Source organism: Fontisphaera persica, assembly GCF_024832785.1.
Taxonomy (GTDB): Bacteria; Verrucomicrobiota; Verrucomicrobiia; order Limisphaerales; family Fontisphaeraceae; genus Fontisphaera; species Fontisphaera persica.
The window spans coordinates 1,989,510-2,006,273 of sequence record NZ_CP116615.1 but is presented as its reverse complement, the minus strand read 5'-3'; the positions used below and the strand labels follow the sequence as shown (position 1 = coordinate 2,006,273).

The following is a 16,764-nucleotide window of genomic DNA, read 5'->3' as shown; positions in this document are numbered from 1 at the left end:
AACATTTTCATTTTCCATCTTATGTGGCCGATTATGAAACAATGGCTTGCCTGCGCGCTGGTACTGGTCATTTGTCTGCTGTGGCCCCCCGCGCAGGCCCAGCAACAATTCCAAGGGGTATGTTCCACGGTCAAAATTGTCATTCAACAGGAATTAACCCTTGAACGCATCGGTTTTGAGGCCGTGCTGGAGGTGACCAATAACGACGGGCAGGACCCCATCACGGACTTTTTCGCCGATTTGACGTTTGAAAACCCCAAACTTTCCACCAATGGGGTGGTCAATGATGCCTCCGGCCTGTTCTTTGTGCGCGCGCCGGAATTGCAGAACATTAACAGTGTGACCGGCAACGGCGTCATTCAACCCACCGCCAAGGCGGTGGTGAAGTGGTTTATCATTCCCAAAATTGCCGCCGGCGGCACCTCCCCCAAAGGCACGGAGTATCGCGTGGGCTGCCGGTTGTCCGGCAGAATGCGGGGCGTGGAGATTCCGCGTGAGATTCTCTTTGCCATACCGGATACCATCACGGTGCGGCCGGAGCCGCAGTTGCAAATCACATATTTCCAGCCTCGGGACGTGCAGGGCGATGACCCGTTCACGCCAGAGGTCGAAAGCCCCATTCCCTTCACGCTGGGGGTGCTCGTCAAAAATGCAGGTTATGGCACGGCCAACAAACTTAAAATTGATTCGCAACAGCCCAAAATTGTGGAAAACCAGAATGGCCTGTTGTTGATTGCCCGCCTGCTGGGGGCGCGGGTCCAGGATAGCCCCCTGCGTTCGGCAAGTCTGCTGGTGGACCTGGGCGACATCCCGCCCGGCCAGACGCGCAAGGGGGCGTGGGACATGATTACTTCGTTGTCGGGTGAGTTCATCGAGTTCAAGGCATCATACAAACATGCCTCGGATTTGGGCGGCGAAGAGACTTCCGTAATTACTTCGCTCAACGCGCATTTCATCGCGCATGAAGTGATGAACGATCAGCCGGGCCGGGATGAGATCAAGGATTTCCTGGCGGATGTGGACCGCGATCCTGCCATGGTCCCCGATACTTTGTTTGAAAGCGAAGGCAATGAAACGCCGGTGTATTACGCCACCAATGCATCCATGTCCTCCGCGCTGGCGCCGGGAAATACCGCCCTCATTCAGTTGCAGGCGGACGTGCGCGGCTGGAATTATCTGCGCCTGACTGATCCCGGGCAGGCCCGCCTGAAAATAGCCAGCGTGGTGCGCTCGGATGGCAAGGTGATTAACACCAACAATTACTGGACCAACATCCGGTACACTCGCATTGGCAATGTCCGCCAGAATTATTTTAACCTTTTCGATTTGGTGGATTTGGGCGCTTACACCTACACCGTCACCTACACGGCGGGAGCCATGGACACCAACCCGCCCGCCACCACTCTGCGCTTCGTGGGGCCGGTCACCGAATCAGGCGGGTGGTACTACCTCACGCCGCAGACGCAAATCTACTTTACGGCGGAGGATGCCAATCCAGTAGCCATGTATTACAGCCTGACCAATGCCCCCTTTGTACCAGCCTATCCTTTCTGGCTGACGGCGCCGGGACAATATACCCTGCGTTATTACTCGGAAGATTCGGCCGGCAACCGCGAGGCCACCAATCACGTAGTATTGGTGGTGTCAGGGGAGGCCACGCTGGACTTTGCCTTTTTTGACACACCCGTGCCGCACATCCAGGCCTCCGGTGATGCGCTTTCCATTCGCCCCAATGCCTCCCCCATTATTTTCCAGGCGGCGCCCAATCCCGCGCCGGTCAATGCGAGGTTGGACATCTTCCAGGGCGTAGTTGGGTGGGCCACCCTTTCCAACGCGCCCGCCTCGCCCACGGCCAGCAGCAGCGCCACTTTGTACGTGGGTGGGGTGCATGTAGATTTCTATCGCTTCCGGCATAATGGCGGCTCATGGAGCGCAGAGTTTCCGGTGACCTCTCCCATTCAACTCAGCGGCCTGGGAGCAGGCGCCCACCAGGTGGAAGTGCTGGGCCGCTCACGTTATGGCGGTTACCTTGACGCCAGCCAGGCGGCCCGGGTGAGCTGGATGGTCTCCGCCAGCGCGCCCGCCACGACCATTACCGGCGCGCCTCCCACGCCGAATCGTCAAACTCAGGCCAGCTTGCAAATCGGCGGCGCCGGTGTTTCAGCTTACCGTTGGACGCTAAATAATGGTTACTACCGGCCGGAAGAACCCCTCGCCACGCCCTTGATGCTCACCAACTTTGCCGCCGGTTGGCAGACGGTGGCGGTGATTGGCCGGACCAATGGCGTATGGCAGGGCACCAATAATCCCACGACCGTTCAGTGGCTTTACGATCCGCTGCATGGTTATCCGCAACCCGGCCTGCCGCTGGTGCGCAGTGTCACCTTCACCAACATCGGCGCCAGTGAACAGCGCTGGACATGGGATGCCCGCGGCAGCAACGGCGTGGTGGTGATGCCCGGGGCCTACACCGTGCGGATTACCTTGGTGGACGCCCTGGATCGCACCAATTTCCTGACTCGTCTGATTCAAGTGGGAGATTTAACGGGTCCCGCTTCGCTGGTGGCCGAGGCGGCGCGTGGGGCGCGCAATCCTTACGCGCGCGGCTCGCTGGCGGTTTGGCAGGACCAGAGTGACGGCAATTGGGAGATTTACGCCCAGGACCTGCGGACCAATGGCGCCTCCATCCTGAAAATCACTGAAACGGCCTTGAATCAGGAAAACCCCCGCACGGATGGACGCTATGTCGTCTGGCAGGGCCGCCAACCCAACGGCACATGGGATGTGTATCTCAAGGACATGCAAAGCAGCGCCCCGCCGCGCAACCTCACCGGCACCGCCACCCGCGATGAAATCAATCCGGCGGTGCACTGGCCGTGGGTGGTGTATCAGGCGCGGAGCACCGATAATCCCAATGCACCGTGGCAACTGCGGGCGTGGAATGCAATCACGGAACAAATCACAGCGGTTTCGCCCTCCCAGCAGGACCAGTTGGACCCGGAGGTGCGGGACGGGCGGGTGGTCTGGCAGGATTTTCGGGATGTGGGCTTTGGTGAAATATATTACCGCCACCTGGAGACGGGCGATTTCCGGCGCATCACCGCCAACCAGTTCGGCCAGTACCATCCGGTGATTGAGGGCCACTGGATTGTCTGGCAGGACAATCGGCACGGGCAGGTCGAGTTGTACGGTTATGATTTCCGGCGCGAAATCGAAGTGCGGTTGACCAACACCCCCGAGGATGAATCCCTGCCGTTCATCGAAGGAGAATGGGTGATATGCCAGGAGACGTCCTTGGGCTCGCTCACGGGCAATCTGCGCCTGCTGCACCTGCCCACGCGCTACTTGGTGCCGGTGACCCGCAGTGTCACTTACAAGACCCGGCCGGCCCTGGCCGGGCGTGTGGCCTTGTGGCAGGAAGCCGAGGGCAACGCGCACTCTATTCGCATGGCCGAACTGCCCAGCTTGCAGGGAGTTTTTGAAAATCCCAACACCGTGGTGGTCACGCCGGCGCTGGCCACGGCGCATTCCCAGGTGTTCAGCCTGCTAACCCTCTGGCAACAGCAGGCCGGAGTGATCGAAATATCGCGTTTCACCGCGCTGGCGCCTGCGCCCGTGCGGGAAACCGCCTCTTGGAACCAGGGCTCGCCCGCGGGCGTCAATTTCCCGCTTACCCCCGGTTCGTTCTTGTGGGTGAAGTTTCCGGCGGCCCAGGTGGTGGATTTGGGCATCAATGCGCAGGCTCCCATCCAGTTAAATGCCGGGCTGAATGTGGTCACCTATGACAAATTCCCCGCCAACTACTCGGCCTTCCGTTTGTTGCGCCAGCTTGGCGCCAACAACGTGCGGGCCGTGCGGATGCTGGACGCCGAACAAGGCCGCTGGGCGGTGGCCGAAATGCGCGGCGGCGTGCCCTTGGGTGAAGATTTCCTCATTCCCAAAGTGGCGGTGCTGATGCTCGACCTGACGAATCCGGTGGCGAACTTCCAACCCTGATTATTCCGTATGAACCAAAGACGTCTTTATTGGTTGTGGATGGTGTTGAGTGTGGCCGGGACGGCGCATGGCATGGAACCGCAGGAGCTGGCGGCGCGTCTGGAAGCCGGTGAAAAAATCACGGTCATTGACGTGCGGGCGGGGGCGTTGTACGCGCGCGGGCATATTCCCCAGGCCATCAACATTCCCGCGGCCTTGTGTCCCGACCGCCAGTTGCCCCCCTTGGGCCGGGTGGTGGTCTATGATGAGGGCTTGGGCCAGACCAACGCCGCCTTTGCCCTGGACGCCCTGAACCGGAAACCCGGTATTCAAGCCGAAATCCTGCGCGGGGGCTACGCCGGCTGGGAAACCACGCAACGCACGGTGGCCGCCCCTGCAGGCGCCGCCCGCGAGGAATTGCCGGTGATCACGTATCAAGGACTGGAACAAACCACTGACCGTGACGTCGTGCTGGTGGATTTGCGCACGGTGGCCCCGGCTTCGGAAGCGCGCGGTCTGGTGGCGCCTGCTTCGGCGGGACCGCCGTTGACCGACTTGAAAACAGTTTTTCCACGGTTCCCAGTGACTCAATCTCCCTTGAACATGGCGCAACGGACGAAGGCCGAAAAAACCACTCCGCCATTGCTCGTCTTGATTGACCGCAACGATGGTAAAGCTCAGGAAACCGCCCGTTTGCTGCGGGCGGCGGGCATGACGCGATTTGTCATCCTGGCCGGCGGCGAGGAAGCGCTCGCGCGCCGTGGCGAGCCTGGCTTGCAGCGCTCAGGCAGCGGCCTGATGACCGTTCCGCCTCCAGTCATAACGCCGGTGCCGGCTCCAACTCCACAACCTTGAAAGGAATTTATGAAGCGGTTAGCCCAATGGTGGTCTGTTTTGATATGGCTTGCGGCAATCGTCCCCGGGTTGTTCCAAACACCTGCGGGCGCCGCGGCGTACACCAATGTCACCGCCGTGAATGTCACGCCCACGGCGTTCCAGGTGCTTTGGGGAGCACCGCCGGAGACCGATTTGTTTTTGCGCGTGGATGCCGATGCTCTGGGCGCCACCAACCTGAATGGCCAGGTGGCCATCGAGTATCTGCCGCTGCGCGCGGGCAGCCCGCTGGCCGCCGAGGACACTCCGCAGCGCCTCAGCCGGCAGGCGCTGCAACAGAAGGTGCGCGATTACGGCCTGGCCTCGGCCCGGGTAAGCGGATGCCGCCCGGGAACCACGTATCATGTGCGCGCTGCCATCATTCGCAATGGGGCAACCAATTACCTGCCGCCCTTAAGCGAAGCGCCGGTGCCGGTGCGCACGGCGGATGAAGTAACGTTGGTGCCGGAGGCCCTGCAACTTCTGCTCGAAGTGCCCGGGCAAACCGTGGAAGGCCGCCTGGTGGTGCTGACGCATCCGCAGGCTGCTTATCCGCTGGCGGCGGTGGTGGGTGACGGGGCGCCCTCCAATCATGTGGTGTTTAGTTTGGCGGAACTGTTGGAGGCGGCCGGACGCAGTAATTTTACCGCCACAGGCAGCCAGGTTTTTCTGGCGCAGGTTCTGGGTGCTGGGGTGGAAGGGGGCGTCACGCAGTCTTTTCCCGTGGAATTTACCGGCGCCTTCAGCGTGGCCCGCTCCTACCTGGCGAGTTTCAGCAGTGAACTGGCTTCCCTGGCCCTGGGCTCCCTGGTGATTCAGGCGGGACAAACGGGCAGCGTGCCCGTGCTCAGCTTCGCCACCGTAGGAGTGGATCAATGGACGGCGGATTTGGAGATTGAGGATAATCACCTGACCCACCTGGCCCTGCTGCCCGTTGCGCCTGAAGTGGACCCCGCCCAGCTTGAATTGACCAAAACCGCGGCGCACACCTGGCGTATGCGCGTGGCATCCCGCGCAGGCCAGGTCTTTTTTGGTGAACAGGAATTGTGCCGCCTGCAATTTGTGCCGCTCACCAATGTGCCCTCGGCGTTTGTTACACTTCGGGTCCTTGCCGTGAATGCGCGCAAGCCCGGCGCCTCCCTGGTGCCGGGGGTGCTCTCCCAAAATGGGCGGGTGGTGGTGATTGGCCGCGAACCGCTGCTCGAACCGCGCCGCGCCGCCGGGCCATACCGGGAGCTGACGGTTTATGGCAATCCCTGGGCAAGTTTTTTGATTGAAGGGACCGCGGCCCTGGGCAGCGGCCAGTGGCAGGTGCTCGCGCGTTTTCCCTCGACCAATTTAATCTCGGTGGTGGCGGTGCCGGCCGACCCAGCCGTTCGATTTTATCGCGCTGCCGAGTTTCAGGCCAATCCCCCCATTCTGGCCTTGAGCCGTTCGCCCACAGGGCTTTCGCCTCTTCTCGTCTTTGGGCAAACCTCCAGCAATTACGTTTTGCAATACAAGCCCAGTCTTTCCCCGGAGGTGCCCTGGCAGACGATGGCCACTCTAACTCTCACCAATTCTTTTGGTTACGTGGGCGGGCTTGTCCCCACCAATGCCGCCGGCTTTTTCCGCCTGGTCAAACCCTGAGTCCACCATCGGGTGGGGCGGATTGTGCAGGTCCACGTGCTCGCAGCGGTTACAAAGCCCCTGAGGCTTGCGCACTCATTCAGGCCGGCCGGAAGAACTGCCGGATGGTGGTAATCACGTAATCCACTTGCGCATCGGTAAGTTCAGGATACATGGGCAGGGGCAGGATGCGGTGGGAGATGTTTTCGGCGACGGGGTAGTCGCCTTCCTTCCAGCCGCAATCAGCGTACACCTTTTGGAGGTGCAGGGGGCGGGGGTAATAGATGATGCAGGGGACACCGTGCTCGGCCAGATGTTGATGCAGGGCATCGCGCTGGTCACTGAGCACTGCGTACACATGGTACACGTGCCGGTTGCCTTCCAGGGTGAAGGGTAACTGCAATGGCAAATCGCGAAGCCCGGCATCGTAACAGGCGGCGATGGCGGCCCGCCGGGCATTCCAATCTGCCAAATGCCGTAATTTCACCCGGAGAATGGCGGCTTGCAGTTCATCCAGCCGCGAGTTGTAGCCGTGCAAATCGTGATAATAACGCTTTTCAATGCCATGCACGCGCAACATGCGCAGCCGCCGATTCAGGGCTTCGTCCTGCGTTACAATCATGCCGCCATCACCATCCGCCCCCAGGTTTTTGGTGGGATAAAAACTGAAGCATCCCATGATTCCCCAACTGCCGACTGGTTTGCCGTGGTACTCGGCGCCAATGGCCTGCGCGCAATCTTCAATGAGATGCAGCCGGTGAGCGCGGCAGAGCTCCATGAGCGGCTCCAAAGGGGCGGCCTGGCCAAACAAGTGTACCGCAATGATGGCCCGGGTGCGGGGCGTGATGCGACGGGCCACATCCTGGGGGTCTAAGTTGAAGGTGCGGGGGTCAATATCCGCAAACACGATGCGCGCGCCCATTTGATGGATGGACTCGGCGGGCGCAATGTAGGTGAATGGCGTGGTGATGACCTCATCCCCCGGCCCGATTTCCAGGGCGCGCAGCGCCAACGTGAGGGCATCCGAGCCAGAATTAACACCCACCCCAAAGCGGGCGCCGGTGAGGGCGGCGATTTCATTTTCCAGCGCCGCCACATTGGGCCCCAAGATGTAATGGCCGCTGGCCAGGGCCCGCTCCACGGCGGGCAGCAACTCGTCTTTGAGCGCAGCGTATTGGGCCGCCAAATTCAAAAAAGGCACATTCATCATGTTCAAAGGGGACATGGCACGCCTTGGAAAAAAAAGCCTTTTGCCAAAGCGTCCTGTCCCCTGCAGGGGAAGGCCAGGTGCGGGTACCGGCGGATTACTCGCCTTGTTTTTCCGCGTCAGCCTTCCGTTTTTTCGCCTCTTCAATCACCTGCTGTTCCAGCTCGCGCGGCATTTCCTCATAGTGACTGAATTCCTCGGTATGAATACCACGGCCGCCGGTGAGCGAGCGGAGGCTGCTGGAGTAGCGGTACATTTCGCGCGCCGGCACCTGGGCGCGGATAATCTGGAAGGTTCCATCGGAATCCATGCCCAGAATCTTGCCCCGGCGGCTGGAGAGGTCGCCCATGACGTTGCCCATGCAGTCTTCCGGGATGCGGATTTCCACGTTGTTGATCGGCTCCAGGAGGCAGGGACGCGCTTTTTCAAAGGCTTCCTTGAAGGCAAAATAACCGGCAATCTGGAAGGCGATGTCCTTGGAGTCCACCGGGTGCATCTTGCCATCATAGAAATCCACCAGCACATCCACGACTTTGTACCCCGCCAGGATGCCCTCGGCACAGGCCTTGCGAACGCCTTTTTCCACGGAAGGCACGAAAACGCGGTCCACGTTCTGGCCGACGAGGGAGTTGATGAACTCGACGCCGGTATCGCGCTGTTTCGGCTCAATGCGCATCCAGACTTCGGCAAACTGGCCGGCGCCGCCGGTTTGTTTCTTGTGGCGGTATTTGGAATCGCCTTTGGCCTTGATGGTTTCGCGGTAGGGGATGCGCGGTTGCGTGAGCTCCAAATCAATCTTGTAACGGGACTTGAGGCGCTGGGCCATGACGTCCAGGTGCAACTCGCCCTGGGCGGACATCACGGTTTGATGCAGCTCGGCGTCCACATTGTAAAGGAAGGTGGGGTCTTCGTGATGCAGCGCCGCCAGGCCCTGGGCCACTTTGTCTTCGTCGCCCTTGCTCTTGAGCACCAGCGCTGCGTGGATGTTGGGCTTGGGATAAGTGACCTTGGGCAGGGTGAGAATGCGCTTGGGACTGCACAAGGTTTGGTTGGCCCGGGTGTCGCGCAGTTTGACCACCGCGCCAATGTCACCGGCATTCAGTGAATCCACCGGAATGCGGTTTTTGCCATTGAGCAGATAAATCTGGCCAATGCGTTCCGCCGCTTGTTTGTCCGGGTTGTACAGGTCCGCGCCCACTCCCAACTGGCCGGAGTACACCTTGAAGTAGGCCAGTTCGCCAAACTGCGCCTCGACACTGGTCTTGAACACGTAGAGGCAGGGTTCAGGGTCGGTAAGAGCCACTTCCACATCTCCGTTTTGCCCTTGGGCAATGACTTTGGGTTTGGCCGCCGGGGAGGGGCCGTATTGAGCGATGAAATCCAGCAGGCGGCTGACGCCCTGGTTGGTTTCCGCGCAGGTGCTGAACACCGGAATCAACGTTTGTTTGGCCAGCCCGGCCGCCAGGCCGGTGCGCATCTCCTCCTCGGACAGACCGCCCTGCTCGAAGAATTTCTCCAGGAGCTTGTCGTCGGACTCGGCCACTTTTTCCAACAGTGCGTTGTGCAATTCATCGGCTCTGGCTTTCCAATCACCGGTGGCGGGGGCCGCGTCGTATTTGCCCGATTGGTCTGTTTTGCCGGTGAGGATTTCCTTGGTGATGACATCGAGAATTTGATTGCAGCCGGGGCCGGTTTTAACGGGCACCGTGATGGGTGTCACGGCGGCGCCAAAGCGCGCGCGCAGACTGGCCAGCAGGGCCTCCCAATCCACGTTTTCCTTGTCCACCGCGTTGACCACAATCAAGCGGGGGGTGTTGAACTGGGTGGTGTAATCCCAGACCTTGCCCGTGCCCACCCCGATGCCGTGATTGGCATGGATGACCACCAGGGCCAGGTCGGCCACGCGGGCGGCGGAAAGGCTTTCACCGATGAAATCCAAATAACCGGGGGTGTCGAGCAGGTTGATCTTTTTGCCCTGCCACTCCACCACGACCATCGAGGTTTGCACGGAAATTTGCCGGGCCTGCTCTTCATCCCGATAATCGGAAAGCGTGGAGCCATTGGTCACGCTGCCCAGCCGGTTGATTACACCACCGCACAAGGCCATGCACTCCGTCAGCATGGTTTTGCCGCAGGAGGCATGGCCCATAATCGCCACATTCCGAAGGTCTGCCGTTTGATAACTTTTCATGTATCTGCCTTATGTCATCGGCCCGCCAGGCCGTCAGGTCCACGTGTATCGTATCGGTTCAGCTCCGGGTCGCTGGGCTTCGGCCTGGCATGGCCGGCTCGCGCGGGGAACACCTTTCCTTCCCTGCCTGTGGGGGTGGAAGGTCTTCCACTCTGCCAGAGCTTGAGCGGCGAGCATACGCCGGTTTGAAGAATCCCGTCAACCGCCTGCTTGCCATTTTCCGGTGGTTTTTTGGCGTGTGGGCGGGCTTTTCCCCGTCCCTGATAAAGATTCGACAACCCGGTAAGGATTTGGTAGTGCTCAAACGCCACGCATGAAAATCGAGATTCGGGCTTTAACCAAGAGGTTTGGAAAACTTGCGCTTTAGACCGTGTTTCTTTCCTGCTCGAACCGGGCCAGATTGTGGCCGTGTTGGGGGCCAATGGCGCGGGCAAGACCACCCTGCTCAATTGCATGGCGGGTTTGATGGCGCCCAATGAGGGGGCGGTGTATTACGATGATCAGGAATTTAACCGGGCCCGACTGGACCTGCGGCGCCGGTTTCACTATCTGCCGGATTTCCCGTTGCTGGTGGGGGAATGGACCCTCATTCAACACGTGGCGACTGTGTTGCGAGTTTACGAGGCGGATGGACCGGGCGTGGAAAAGGTGATACTGGAGCTTTTTCGGAAATTGGATTTGCTGCCGCTGGCGGAAAAACCAATGGCCTTTTTATCACGCGGCCAGCGGTACAAAGCCGCCTTGGCGGCGCTTTTGGCGGTGAATCCGGAGCTGTGGATGCTGGATGAACCTTTCGCTTCGGGCATGGACCCGCTCGGTTTGCAAACTTTCAAGGAGGCCGCGCGCCAGGCGGCTCAGCAGGGCCGGGTGGTCCTCTTTACCACACAAATCCTGGATGTGGTCGAGCGGTTTGCGGACCGGGTATGCGTGCTGCACGAGGGCGAGTTGCGGGCTTTTGAGACCGTGGCCAACCTGGGCCGTGGAGCGACCGGCGCCGAGGCGTTGGAGACCCTTTTCCGGGAATTACGGGAGCAACCATGAAATCACTAAGCAATCGTGCGCTGGAGCGCCAGTTGCGCCAGTTGGTGCGGCAGGAAGTCCGGCAAGCTCCTGCCTTAAAAAAGGCCCGCGCCAAGGTGGGGGGGCGCAAAACCATCTTTAAATTTAAATTAGGTTTTCTGCTGCCGGTCATTCTTGCCATGGCCATCCTGTTTTATCCCCAGGACCTGAAGGCAGCCCAAGGGTTGTTGATTATTTTAATGACGGGTGCGGCTTTGGTGGGGGTTAGAATCTGGTCCATCACTTTTTATGAATCGCTGGATAATTACTTTTACGCCCGTTTGCCCGTGCCAAACTACGAATTATTTGCTCACTGCTGGCGGCGTTTTTTGCGGTATTCCCTTGGCGTCCATGTCGTTAATCTGGCCATGGCGTGCGTGGTGGTCCTTCGGTTTTTCCCATGGCGGGAGGGATGCCTCGGGTTGTTGGTTTGGGGTGCCCTGCAATGGGGGGTAATGGTTGCATTTACGCTCTTGCTGCAAGACCCCCGTCCGCCTCTTCCCTTTATCCCCAATGCGGCCTGGTGTTGGGCCATTCAATGGATCAATCGGCTGGGGCAGATGCTCGTCGCGGCCATGTTTTGGGTTGTGTTCGTTGGTTTTTTTGCCATGGTAGTATACGTCCACAAAGGCGGCGTAGACCAGGTCATGCGATGGTTGGCGGCAGTGGGTGAGTGGTTGGGTGTTCTGCTGCCTTGGGGATGGCCCACCGTCATGATTCATGAAGTGGCGGTGCGGCACAACTGGCTCATGTTGCTGATGGTCCTCCTCCTGGCGGGCTGGTTTTACTCGGGCTTCCGCAGCCTGCAATTCCTGAAAGCCGGTTATGCAGGGCCCTGGGTGGGGGAAGATCCGCTTTTAGGCGGTTGCTTTTGGACGGAAACACCCAGCGGAGAGGAGGCCCCCTCTTCCACCTCTGCCGCGGAGCTGGCGGACGAGCCCGGGACACACATTTCCGCCCCTGCTTTCCCCTTGCCGCCCAAAGGGGTTTCCGCCTTCACGGAGTACCTCTTGCAGCGGCAATTCCTGCGTCATCATTCATGGAGCTTTGTGGGATGGCTGGAGCGGTTGATTTTTCGCCGGCTCACCCCTCGCCAGGAGCTGGTCATGCAGATTTTATTATTGTTTCCGCCGCGATGGTCGGTGGGCTGGCGCCATGCCTGGGTCATTGCCGCTGTTACGGGAGCCGTCATCATGGTTTGGCCTGCGGCGCGTTATTGGGCGGTGGGAATAGGCGCATTGCTGATAGCCGCTTCAGCGTGGCCGTTTCTGGGCGGCCAGTGGCCGGGATTGCGGGCGATGGGCGGGTTTGTCAATGCCTTCTCCTTTGTTTCGTTTTATCCCGTTGCCTTTCGAGAAATCGCCCGCAGTATGATGGTTTGCAACGTCATCCGAATGCTGGCTGCCACGCCCATCTGGCTGACTTTTGCCGCTATGGCGGGCTGGTTGTTGCAACATCCCATCCAGTTGGCTGTCGGGCTGGCAGTCAAATTAATACTTTGGGGAGTGGCCATACAACCCACCGTCATGATCTTGAGAGTGGCCAGTCAATGTGGGGATGACCGACGCTTTCCTACGCTCGCTAAAACAGTGCCTGTGTTTTGGTTTATTGTCCTAGTATGCTTTTCCGCTGCGATATTGCTTATGCCTGTTTGGGGGGTGTCTTTGGTGTTGCTCGTTCTCATCCATGGCGGCTCATGGTTGTTCTTTTGGGGCTTTCGGCGGCGCTTTGAGCGAATGAAATTCGACTGGTCTCCCGCCGTCATGCCCACCGATGAGGTCGCCGACGGATAAAGGCGGGAGTTGTTAATCGGGGGGAATAATCTGTGGGCATCGGTTAATATGAAACCGGGGCACCTTTCCCAAGCAAGCCCCTCAGGCTTGAGAGTTCAAGGCAGGGGGCGATTTCAAGTTGAGCAAATGCCTCAAGCGCGTCCGTTCCAAGAGGACGCGCTGGCTGCGAACGTCGTGACGCGCGGCACCCAGTGCAGTGCTGCTGAAAACCGGCTTAGGATACCAATATCCCACCCTGGCTGGCGTTGGTGACCATTTTGCGGTAACGGGCCAGCCAGCCGGAAAGCGGGCGCTGCGTGGGCTGCCATTGGCGTTTGCGCTCGGCCAGTTCAGCTTCGGGCACCAGGATATCCATCCGGCGGTTAGGGAAATCAATCCGGATGCGGTCCCCCGGTTTGAGCAAGCCGATGGGGCCGCCTTCTGCGGCTTCGGGGGAGACATGCCCAATGCAGGCGCCGGCGGTGCCCCCGCTGAAGCGCCCATCGGTGATGAGGGCCACTTTATCGCCCAGACCCATGCCTACAATATAACTGGTGGGGGAAAGCATTTCCTGCATGCCAGGGCCACCGCGCGGACCTTCGTTGCGGATGATGACGACATCACCGGGCTTGACCTTGCCGCCCAGGATGCCCGCGCAGGCTTCCTCCTGGCTCTCAAAAATCACGCAAGGCCCCTCGAAGACAAAGGCCGGCCCACATTGGGCCTTGAAGCCATCGCTGATGCCGGCGGTTTTCACCACGCTGCCTTCCGGCGCGAGTTGGCCGTAAAGAATGGCCAGGCCCCCCTCCGGTGAATAGGCGGTCTCTTTGGTGCGGATGCAATCCTGAGGATTGAAACGGAAGGCCGGGTCATAAGGCATTAATCCGCTGCTGGTGACTTTGGCCAGATGTTTGGGGTTGGCATCCCATTCGATGCGGGTGAGCACCCAGTTCTTCAGGCTGCGCCCGCGCAGGAAACCGGCCATTGTCCGGTTGCTTCCTTTTTCGTATTTCCACAAAATGACGACCGGCTCGCCACGATAGTCGCCCAATTCGGCGCGCACGAGGCCGCGGGCTTCCTGGTACTGCTGCTCCCAATAACTCCGCAGGTCGGCCAATCCTTTGCGCGTATGTTTGTCGGGCAATTTGAGGGTGGTCTTTTCCGCGCACAACGCCAGCAGCGCCTCCAGGTCCCCCGCGTTCCATGCGGCGGCCCAGCGCCACAGAGTAATGGCCAGCGGCTCGGCGGCATGAAAGAGCATCGGCTTGGGCGCCAGGTTGCCGGAAGCGGTGCGGGCGGCTGGGCCTAGTTTGTCGTTGGGGTCCACCACAATGGCAGAAGCGCCGCTGACGCGGGCCGCTTTGGCCCAAGGGGTGCAGCGCTCGGAGCGGACGTCCCATTCATCAATGTTCTGGCCGATGGTTTTGCCGGTCACCGTCAGGCAATTGAGGTTGAGGGCCCCCATGCGTTTGAGTTCACCCAGGATGGTATGGATGCCGCCGGCGCGCTGGACGTCCTGGATATGGTAATCCGAGGAAGGACTAACCTTGCAGAGGCAGGGGATGCGCCGGGAGATATCGTCAATGCGCTTGATGTCGTAAGGGATGCCGGCTTCGCGGGCGATGGCCAGCGTGTGCAAGATGGTGTTGGTGGAGCCACCCATGGCCACATCGAGCATGAGGGCGTTGTCGAAGGCCTCCAGCGTGGCGATGTCGCGCGGTTTGATGTCTTTTTCCACCAGATACATGATTTGCCGGGCGGCGCGCTCGTAGAGGGCCTCGCGTTCCTTGCTCACCGCCAGAATGGTGCCGTTGCCGGGCAGGGCCATGCCCAGGGCCTCGCAGAGGCAGTTCATGGAGTTGGCGGTGAACATGCCGGAGCAGGAGCCACAGGTGGGGCAGGCCAGTTGCTCCAGTTTCTTCAACTGTTCTTCCGAGATTTTGCCGGCTTGCAATTCGCCCACTCCTTTGAATACGGAGATGAGGTCGGCCTTTTTGGCGGCAGGTTGCAAATGTGCAGCCACATCGGCGTGGGTGGCCTGCATTTCCGCAATACCGGCCGCCATGGGGCCGCCGCTGACAAAGAGGGTGGGGATGTTGAGGCGCATGGTGGCCATGAGCATGCCCGGCACGATTTTGTCGCAGTTGGGCACGCAAATCATGCCATCAAAACAGTGCGCCTTGATCATGGTTTCCACGCAGTCCGCGATCAGCTCGCGGGAGGGCAGGGAATAGAGCATGCCGCTGTGACCCATGGCGATACCGTCGTCCACGCCGATGGTGTTGAACAGGAACGGCACCCCGCCCGCGGCGCGCACCAGGCGCTTGAGCAGCATCCCCACCTCGTTCAAATGCGCATGGCCGGGAATGCAATCGGTGTAGGAATTGGCAATGGCAATGAAGGGCTTGTTAAAATCTTCCTCCGACTCAATCACGCCCGTGGCGCGCAGGAGGCTGCGATGCGGTGCGCGCTCGGCGCCCTTTTTAACAATGTCAGAACGCATAATGGTTTAGTTTATGGTTTGGCCGGCGATGCGCCGGAGATGGCCAAAGTTAGTCTCATAACTGCGGCTTGTCACGCCTTAAGCCGGGATTTAAGGGCACGCCCAGGCTTAGGCCAGCTTCGGCGAGCCAAGGGGATGGCACGGTATAGCCCATGTTTTATCCAAAAAAACAGGGACGGTCCGAACGGGGCCGTCCCTGTTGGCGTTTGGTTGCTGGACTCAGCGGGTTAGAACTTGTTTTTCTTATAGGCGCCCAATTCGGGGGCATCAGGATTTACTTCCGGACCAAAGTACCGCAAGACTACCAACGGCTCCACGGGGGAGGTGTTTTCAAACACCACCCCGGCCTTGGCGGCTTCTTCAGTGCAGAACACTTCGTCTTCGGTAAGTTCATGGAAGCGGATGAGTTTGGGGCAATCCAGGGCCAGATTGTTCATGCGGCCTTTGCCCTGCACCACAATCAGGCCGTAGGCGCCATTGTCCTTGATGGTGCACTTGACGCCCGGCTCCACGGTCAATTCCTTGGCGGTGAAAAGCTGCTCGCCGTCCACCTTGCCATAGACAATCCAGCGGTCCACGTAACCTTCGCTGCGGGTATCGGCCACCGGCACGGGTTCGAGGTAGTGGTTGTCCTTGAAGTTGGGGTCCACGTTGGCTTCCCAGTCGAGTTGTTCCACCAGGTAATCCAAGTCCTTGTGGTATTTCTTGGGCACATCCTTGACCAGCAGGCTCCAGGGCACTTCGCGGCCTTCAACGAGCGATTGGTACATGCCGAAGACATCGCTGCCCCATTGTGGTTCATAGGTGCACAGCGAGCCGGGGGCGTGCAGAATGCACGGGCCGACCAGCCAGCCAGTGCCGGGTTTCAGGCGGTAGGCCTTGGAAAGGTCCAGGATGCCGTTGTCGCCCTTGTTCCAATTCTCCAGGCATTTGCGTACTTGTTCCTTGGTGGTGCCGGGTTCCAGGCCAAAAAAGGTGTAAGGGAAGTTATTCCCAACATTGTTGTGTTGTGGCGGGAAGTAATAGGATTCCGGCTTGCCTTCCTGCCCCACCAACGCGGCCTGCTTGGCATTCTGGTGCATGTGGTGGGGGATGGGGCCCATGTTGTCAAAAAATTTGGAATACACCGGCCAGCGTTTGTATTTCTTCCAAATCCGCTCGCCGATAAGAGTGGCTCCGCATTCCTCGACGGCCTGCTTCAGGGTGAAGCGATATTTGCCCGTCACCACATAGCTCAGCCCCTCGTCCGGGGTGCGATTCTCATTGGCGGCGGGCGTGGTGGAGGCAAACCAGCGTTCGTCAATGCCGCCGCGGTTCAGCCCATAGGCATACAGGTCATCGGGGTGCAGTTTCAACCGCTTGCCTGGTTGCAAAAAGGAGCGCGGCACCCAGCACGGCGCCAGGCGCAGCAGTCCGCCGGTTTCCTGCAGGGCGGATTCGACGAGTGTTTTGACGTTTTTCTTGACGACTTTGAGGGAGGTTACGGTGTTCATGTTCAATATTAAAATGGCTGTTGCTTTGTTCGTGTATCGGCTTCTTGCTCCGCCAGTTAAGCAAACCGGCTTTCGCCATGCAA

General features: G+C 59.7%; 8 protein-coding genes and 1 pseudogene. 5 read left to right on the top strand and 4 right to left on the bottom strand.

Features of this window, described 5'->3' with window-relative positions; genetic code table 11:
• Positions 1-33: 33 nt before the first annotated feature.
• The 3 genes from NXS98_RS07100 to NXS98_RS07090 are packed head-to-tail and all read left to right on the top strand — an operon-like array spanning position 34 to position 6,477.
• The gene (locus NXS98_RS07100; RefSeq protein ID WP_283847783.1) at positions 34-3,996 is read left to right on the top strand and encodes a hypothetical protein; all 3,963 of its coding nucleotides are present in this window, start codon (positions 34-36) and stop codon (positions 3,994-3,996) included.
• A gap of 9 nt (positions 3,997-4,005) precedes the next feature.
• Positions 4,006-4,830, top strand: a complete 825-nt coding sequence (locus tag NXS98_RS07095) for a rhodanese-like domain-containing protein (protein WP_283847782.1) — start codon at positions 4,006-4,008, stop codon at positions 4,828-4,830.
• A 9-nt stretch (positions 4,831-4,839) separates the two neighbouring features.
• Positions 4,840-6,477: a hypothetical protein gene (locus NXS98_RS07090; protein ID WP_283847781.1), complete on the top strand. Its 1,638-nt coding sequence runs from the start codon at positions 4,840-4,842 to the stop codon at positions 6,475-6,477.
• A 79-nt stretch (positions 6,478-6,556) separates the two neighbouring features.
• Here the strand turns inward: NXS98_RS07090 and NXS98_RS07085 are convergent, their stop codons facing one another.
• A complete protein-coding gene (locus NXS98_RS07085; RefSeq protein ID WP_343214140.1) occupies positions 6,557-7,666 on the bottom strand; it encodes a DegT/DnrJ/EryC1/StrS family aminotransferase in 1,110 nt (369 codons plus the stop codon).
• A gap of 94 nt (positions 7,667-7,760) precedes the next feature.
• Positions 7,761-9,854, bottom strand: coding sequence for an elongation factor G (locus tag NXS98_RS07080; RefSeq protein WP_283847780.1), 2,094 nt, complete (start codon positions 9,852-9,854; stop codon positions 7,761-7,763).
• 375 nt (positions 9,855-10,229) lie between these two features.
• Between NXS98_RS07080 and NXS98_RS07075 the strand changes: the two are divergent.
• Positions 10,230-10,895, top strand: a pseudogene (locus NXS98_RS07075) (ATP-binding cassette domain-containing protein); the annotation flags it as partial.
• Positions 10,892-12,706, top strand: a complete 1,815-nt coding sequence (locus NXS98_RS07070; protein WP_283847779.1) for a hypothetical protein — start codon at positions 10,892-10,894, stop codon at positions 12,704-12,706. The pseudogene NXS98_RS07075 and the gene NXS98_RS07070, both read left to right, overlap by 4 nt.
• Positions 12,707-12,920: 214 nt before the next feature.
• On the opposite strand, the gene NXS98_RS07065 is transcribed toward NXS98_RS07070, so the two are convergent.
• Together NXS98_RS07065 and NXS98_RS07060 are read right to left on the bottom strand one after the other, a co-directional pair.
• Positions 12,921-15,188: a dihydroxy-acid dehydratase domain-containing protein gene (locus NXS98_RS07065; RefSeq protein WP_283847778.1), complete on the bottom strand. Its 2,268-nt coding sequence runs from the start codon at positions 15,186-15,188 to the stop codon at positions 12,921-12,923.
• A gap of 227 nt (positions 15,189-15,415) precedes the next feature.
• Positions 15,416-16,681, bottom strand: a complete 1,266-nt coding sequence (locus NXS98_RS07060; protein ID WP_283847777.1) for a hypothetical protein — start codon at positions 16,679-16,681, stop codon at positions 15,416-15,418.
• Positions 16,682-16,764 lie beyond the last annotated feature (83 nt).

What these genes read in the sequence shown, in the direction of transcription:
- NXS98_RS07085 (WP_343214140.1), bottom strand. Translation starts at nt 7,666, where the DNA reads ATGATGAATGTGCCTTTTTTGAATTTGGCGGCCCAATACGCTGCGCTC.
- NXS98_RS07060 (WP_283847777.1), bottom strand. Translation starts at nt 16,681, where the DNA reads ATGAACACCGTAACCTCCCTCAAAGTCGTCAAGAAAAACGTCAAAACA.
- NXS98_RS07065 (WP_283847778.1), bottom strand. Translation starts at nt 15,188, where the DNA reads ATGCGTTCTGACATTGTTAAAAAGGGCGCCGAGCGCGCACCGCATCGC.
- NXS98_RS07095 (WP_283847782.1), top strand. Translation starts at nt 4,006, where the DNA reads ATGAACCAAAGACGTCTTTATTGGTTGTGGATGGTGTTGAGTGTGGCC.
- NXS98_RS07070 (WP_283847779.1), top strand. Translation starts at nt 10,892, where the DNA reads ATGAAATCACTAAGCAATCGTGCGCTGGAGCGCCAGTTGCGCCAGTTG.
- NXS98_RS07090 (WP_283847781.1), top strand. Translation starts at nt 4,840, where the DNA reads ATGAAGCGGTTAGCCCAATGGTGGTCTGTTTTGATATGGCTTGCGGCA.
- NXS98_RS07080 (WP_283847780.1), bottom strand. Translation starts at nt 9,854, where the DNA reads ATGAAAAGTTATCAAACGGCAGACCTTCGGAATGTGGCGATTATGGGC.
- NXS98_RS07100 (WP_283847783.1), top strand. Translation starts at nt 34, where the DNA reads ATGAAACAATGGCTTGCCTGCGCGCTGGTACTGGTCATTTGTCTGCTG.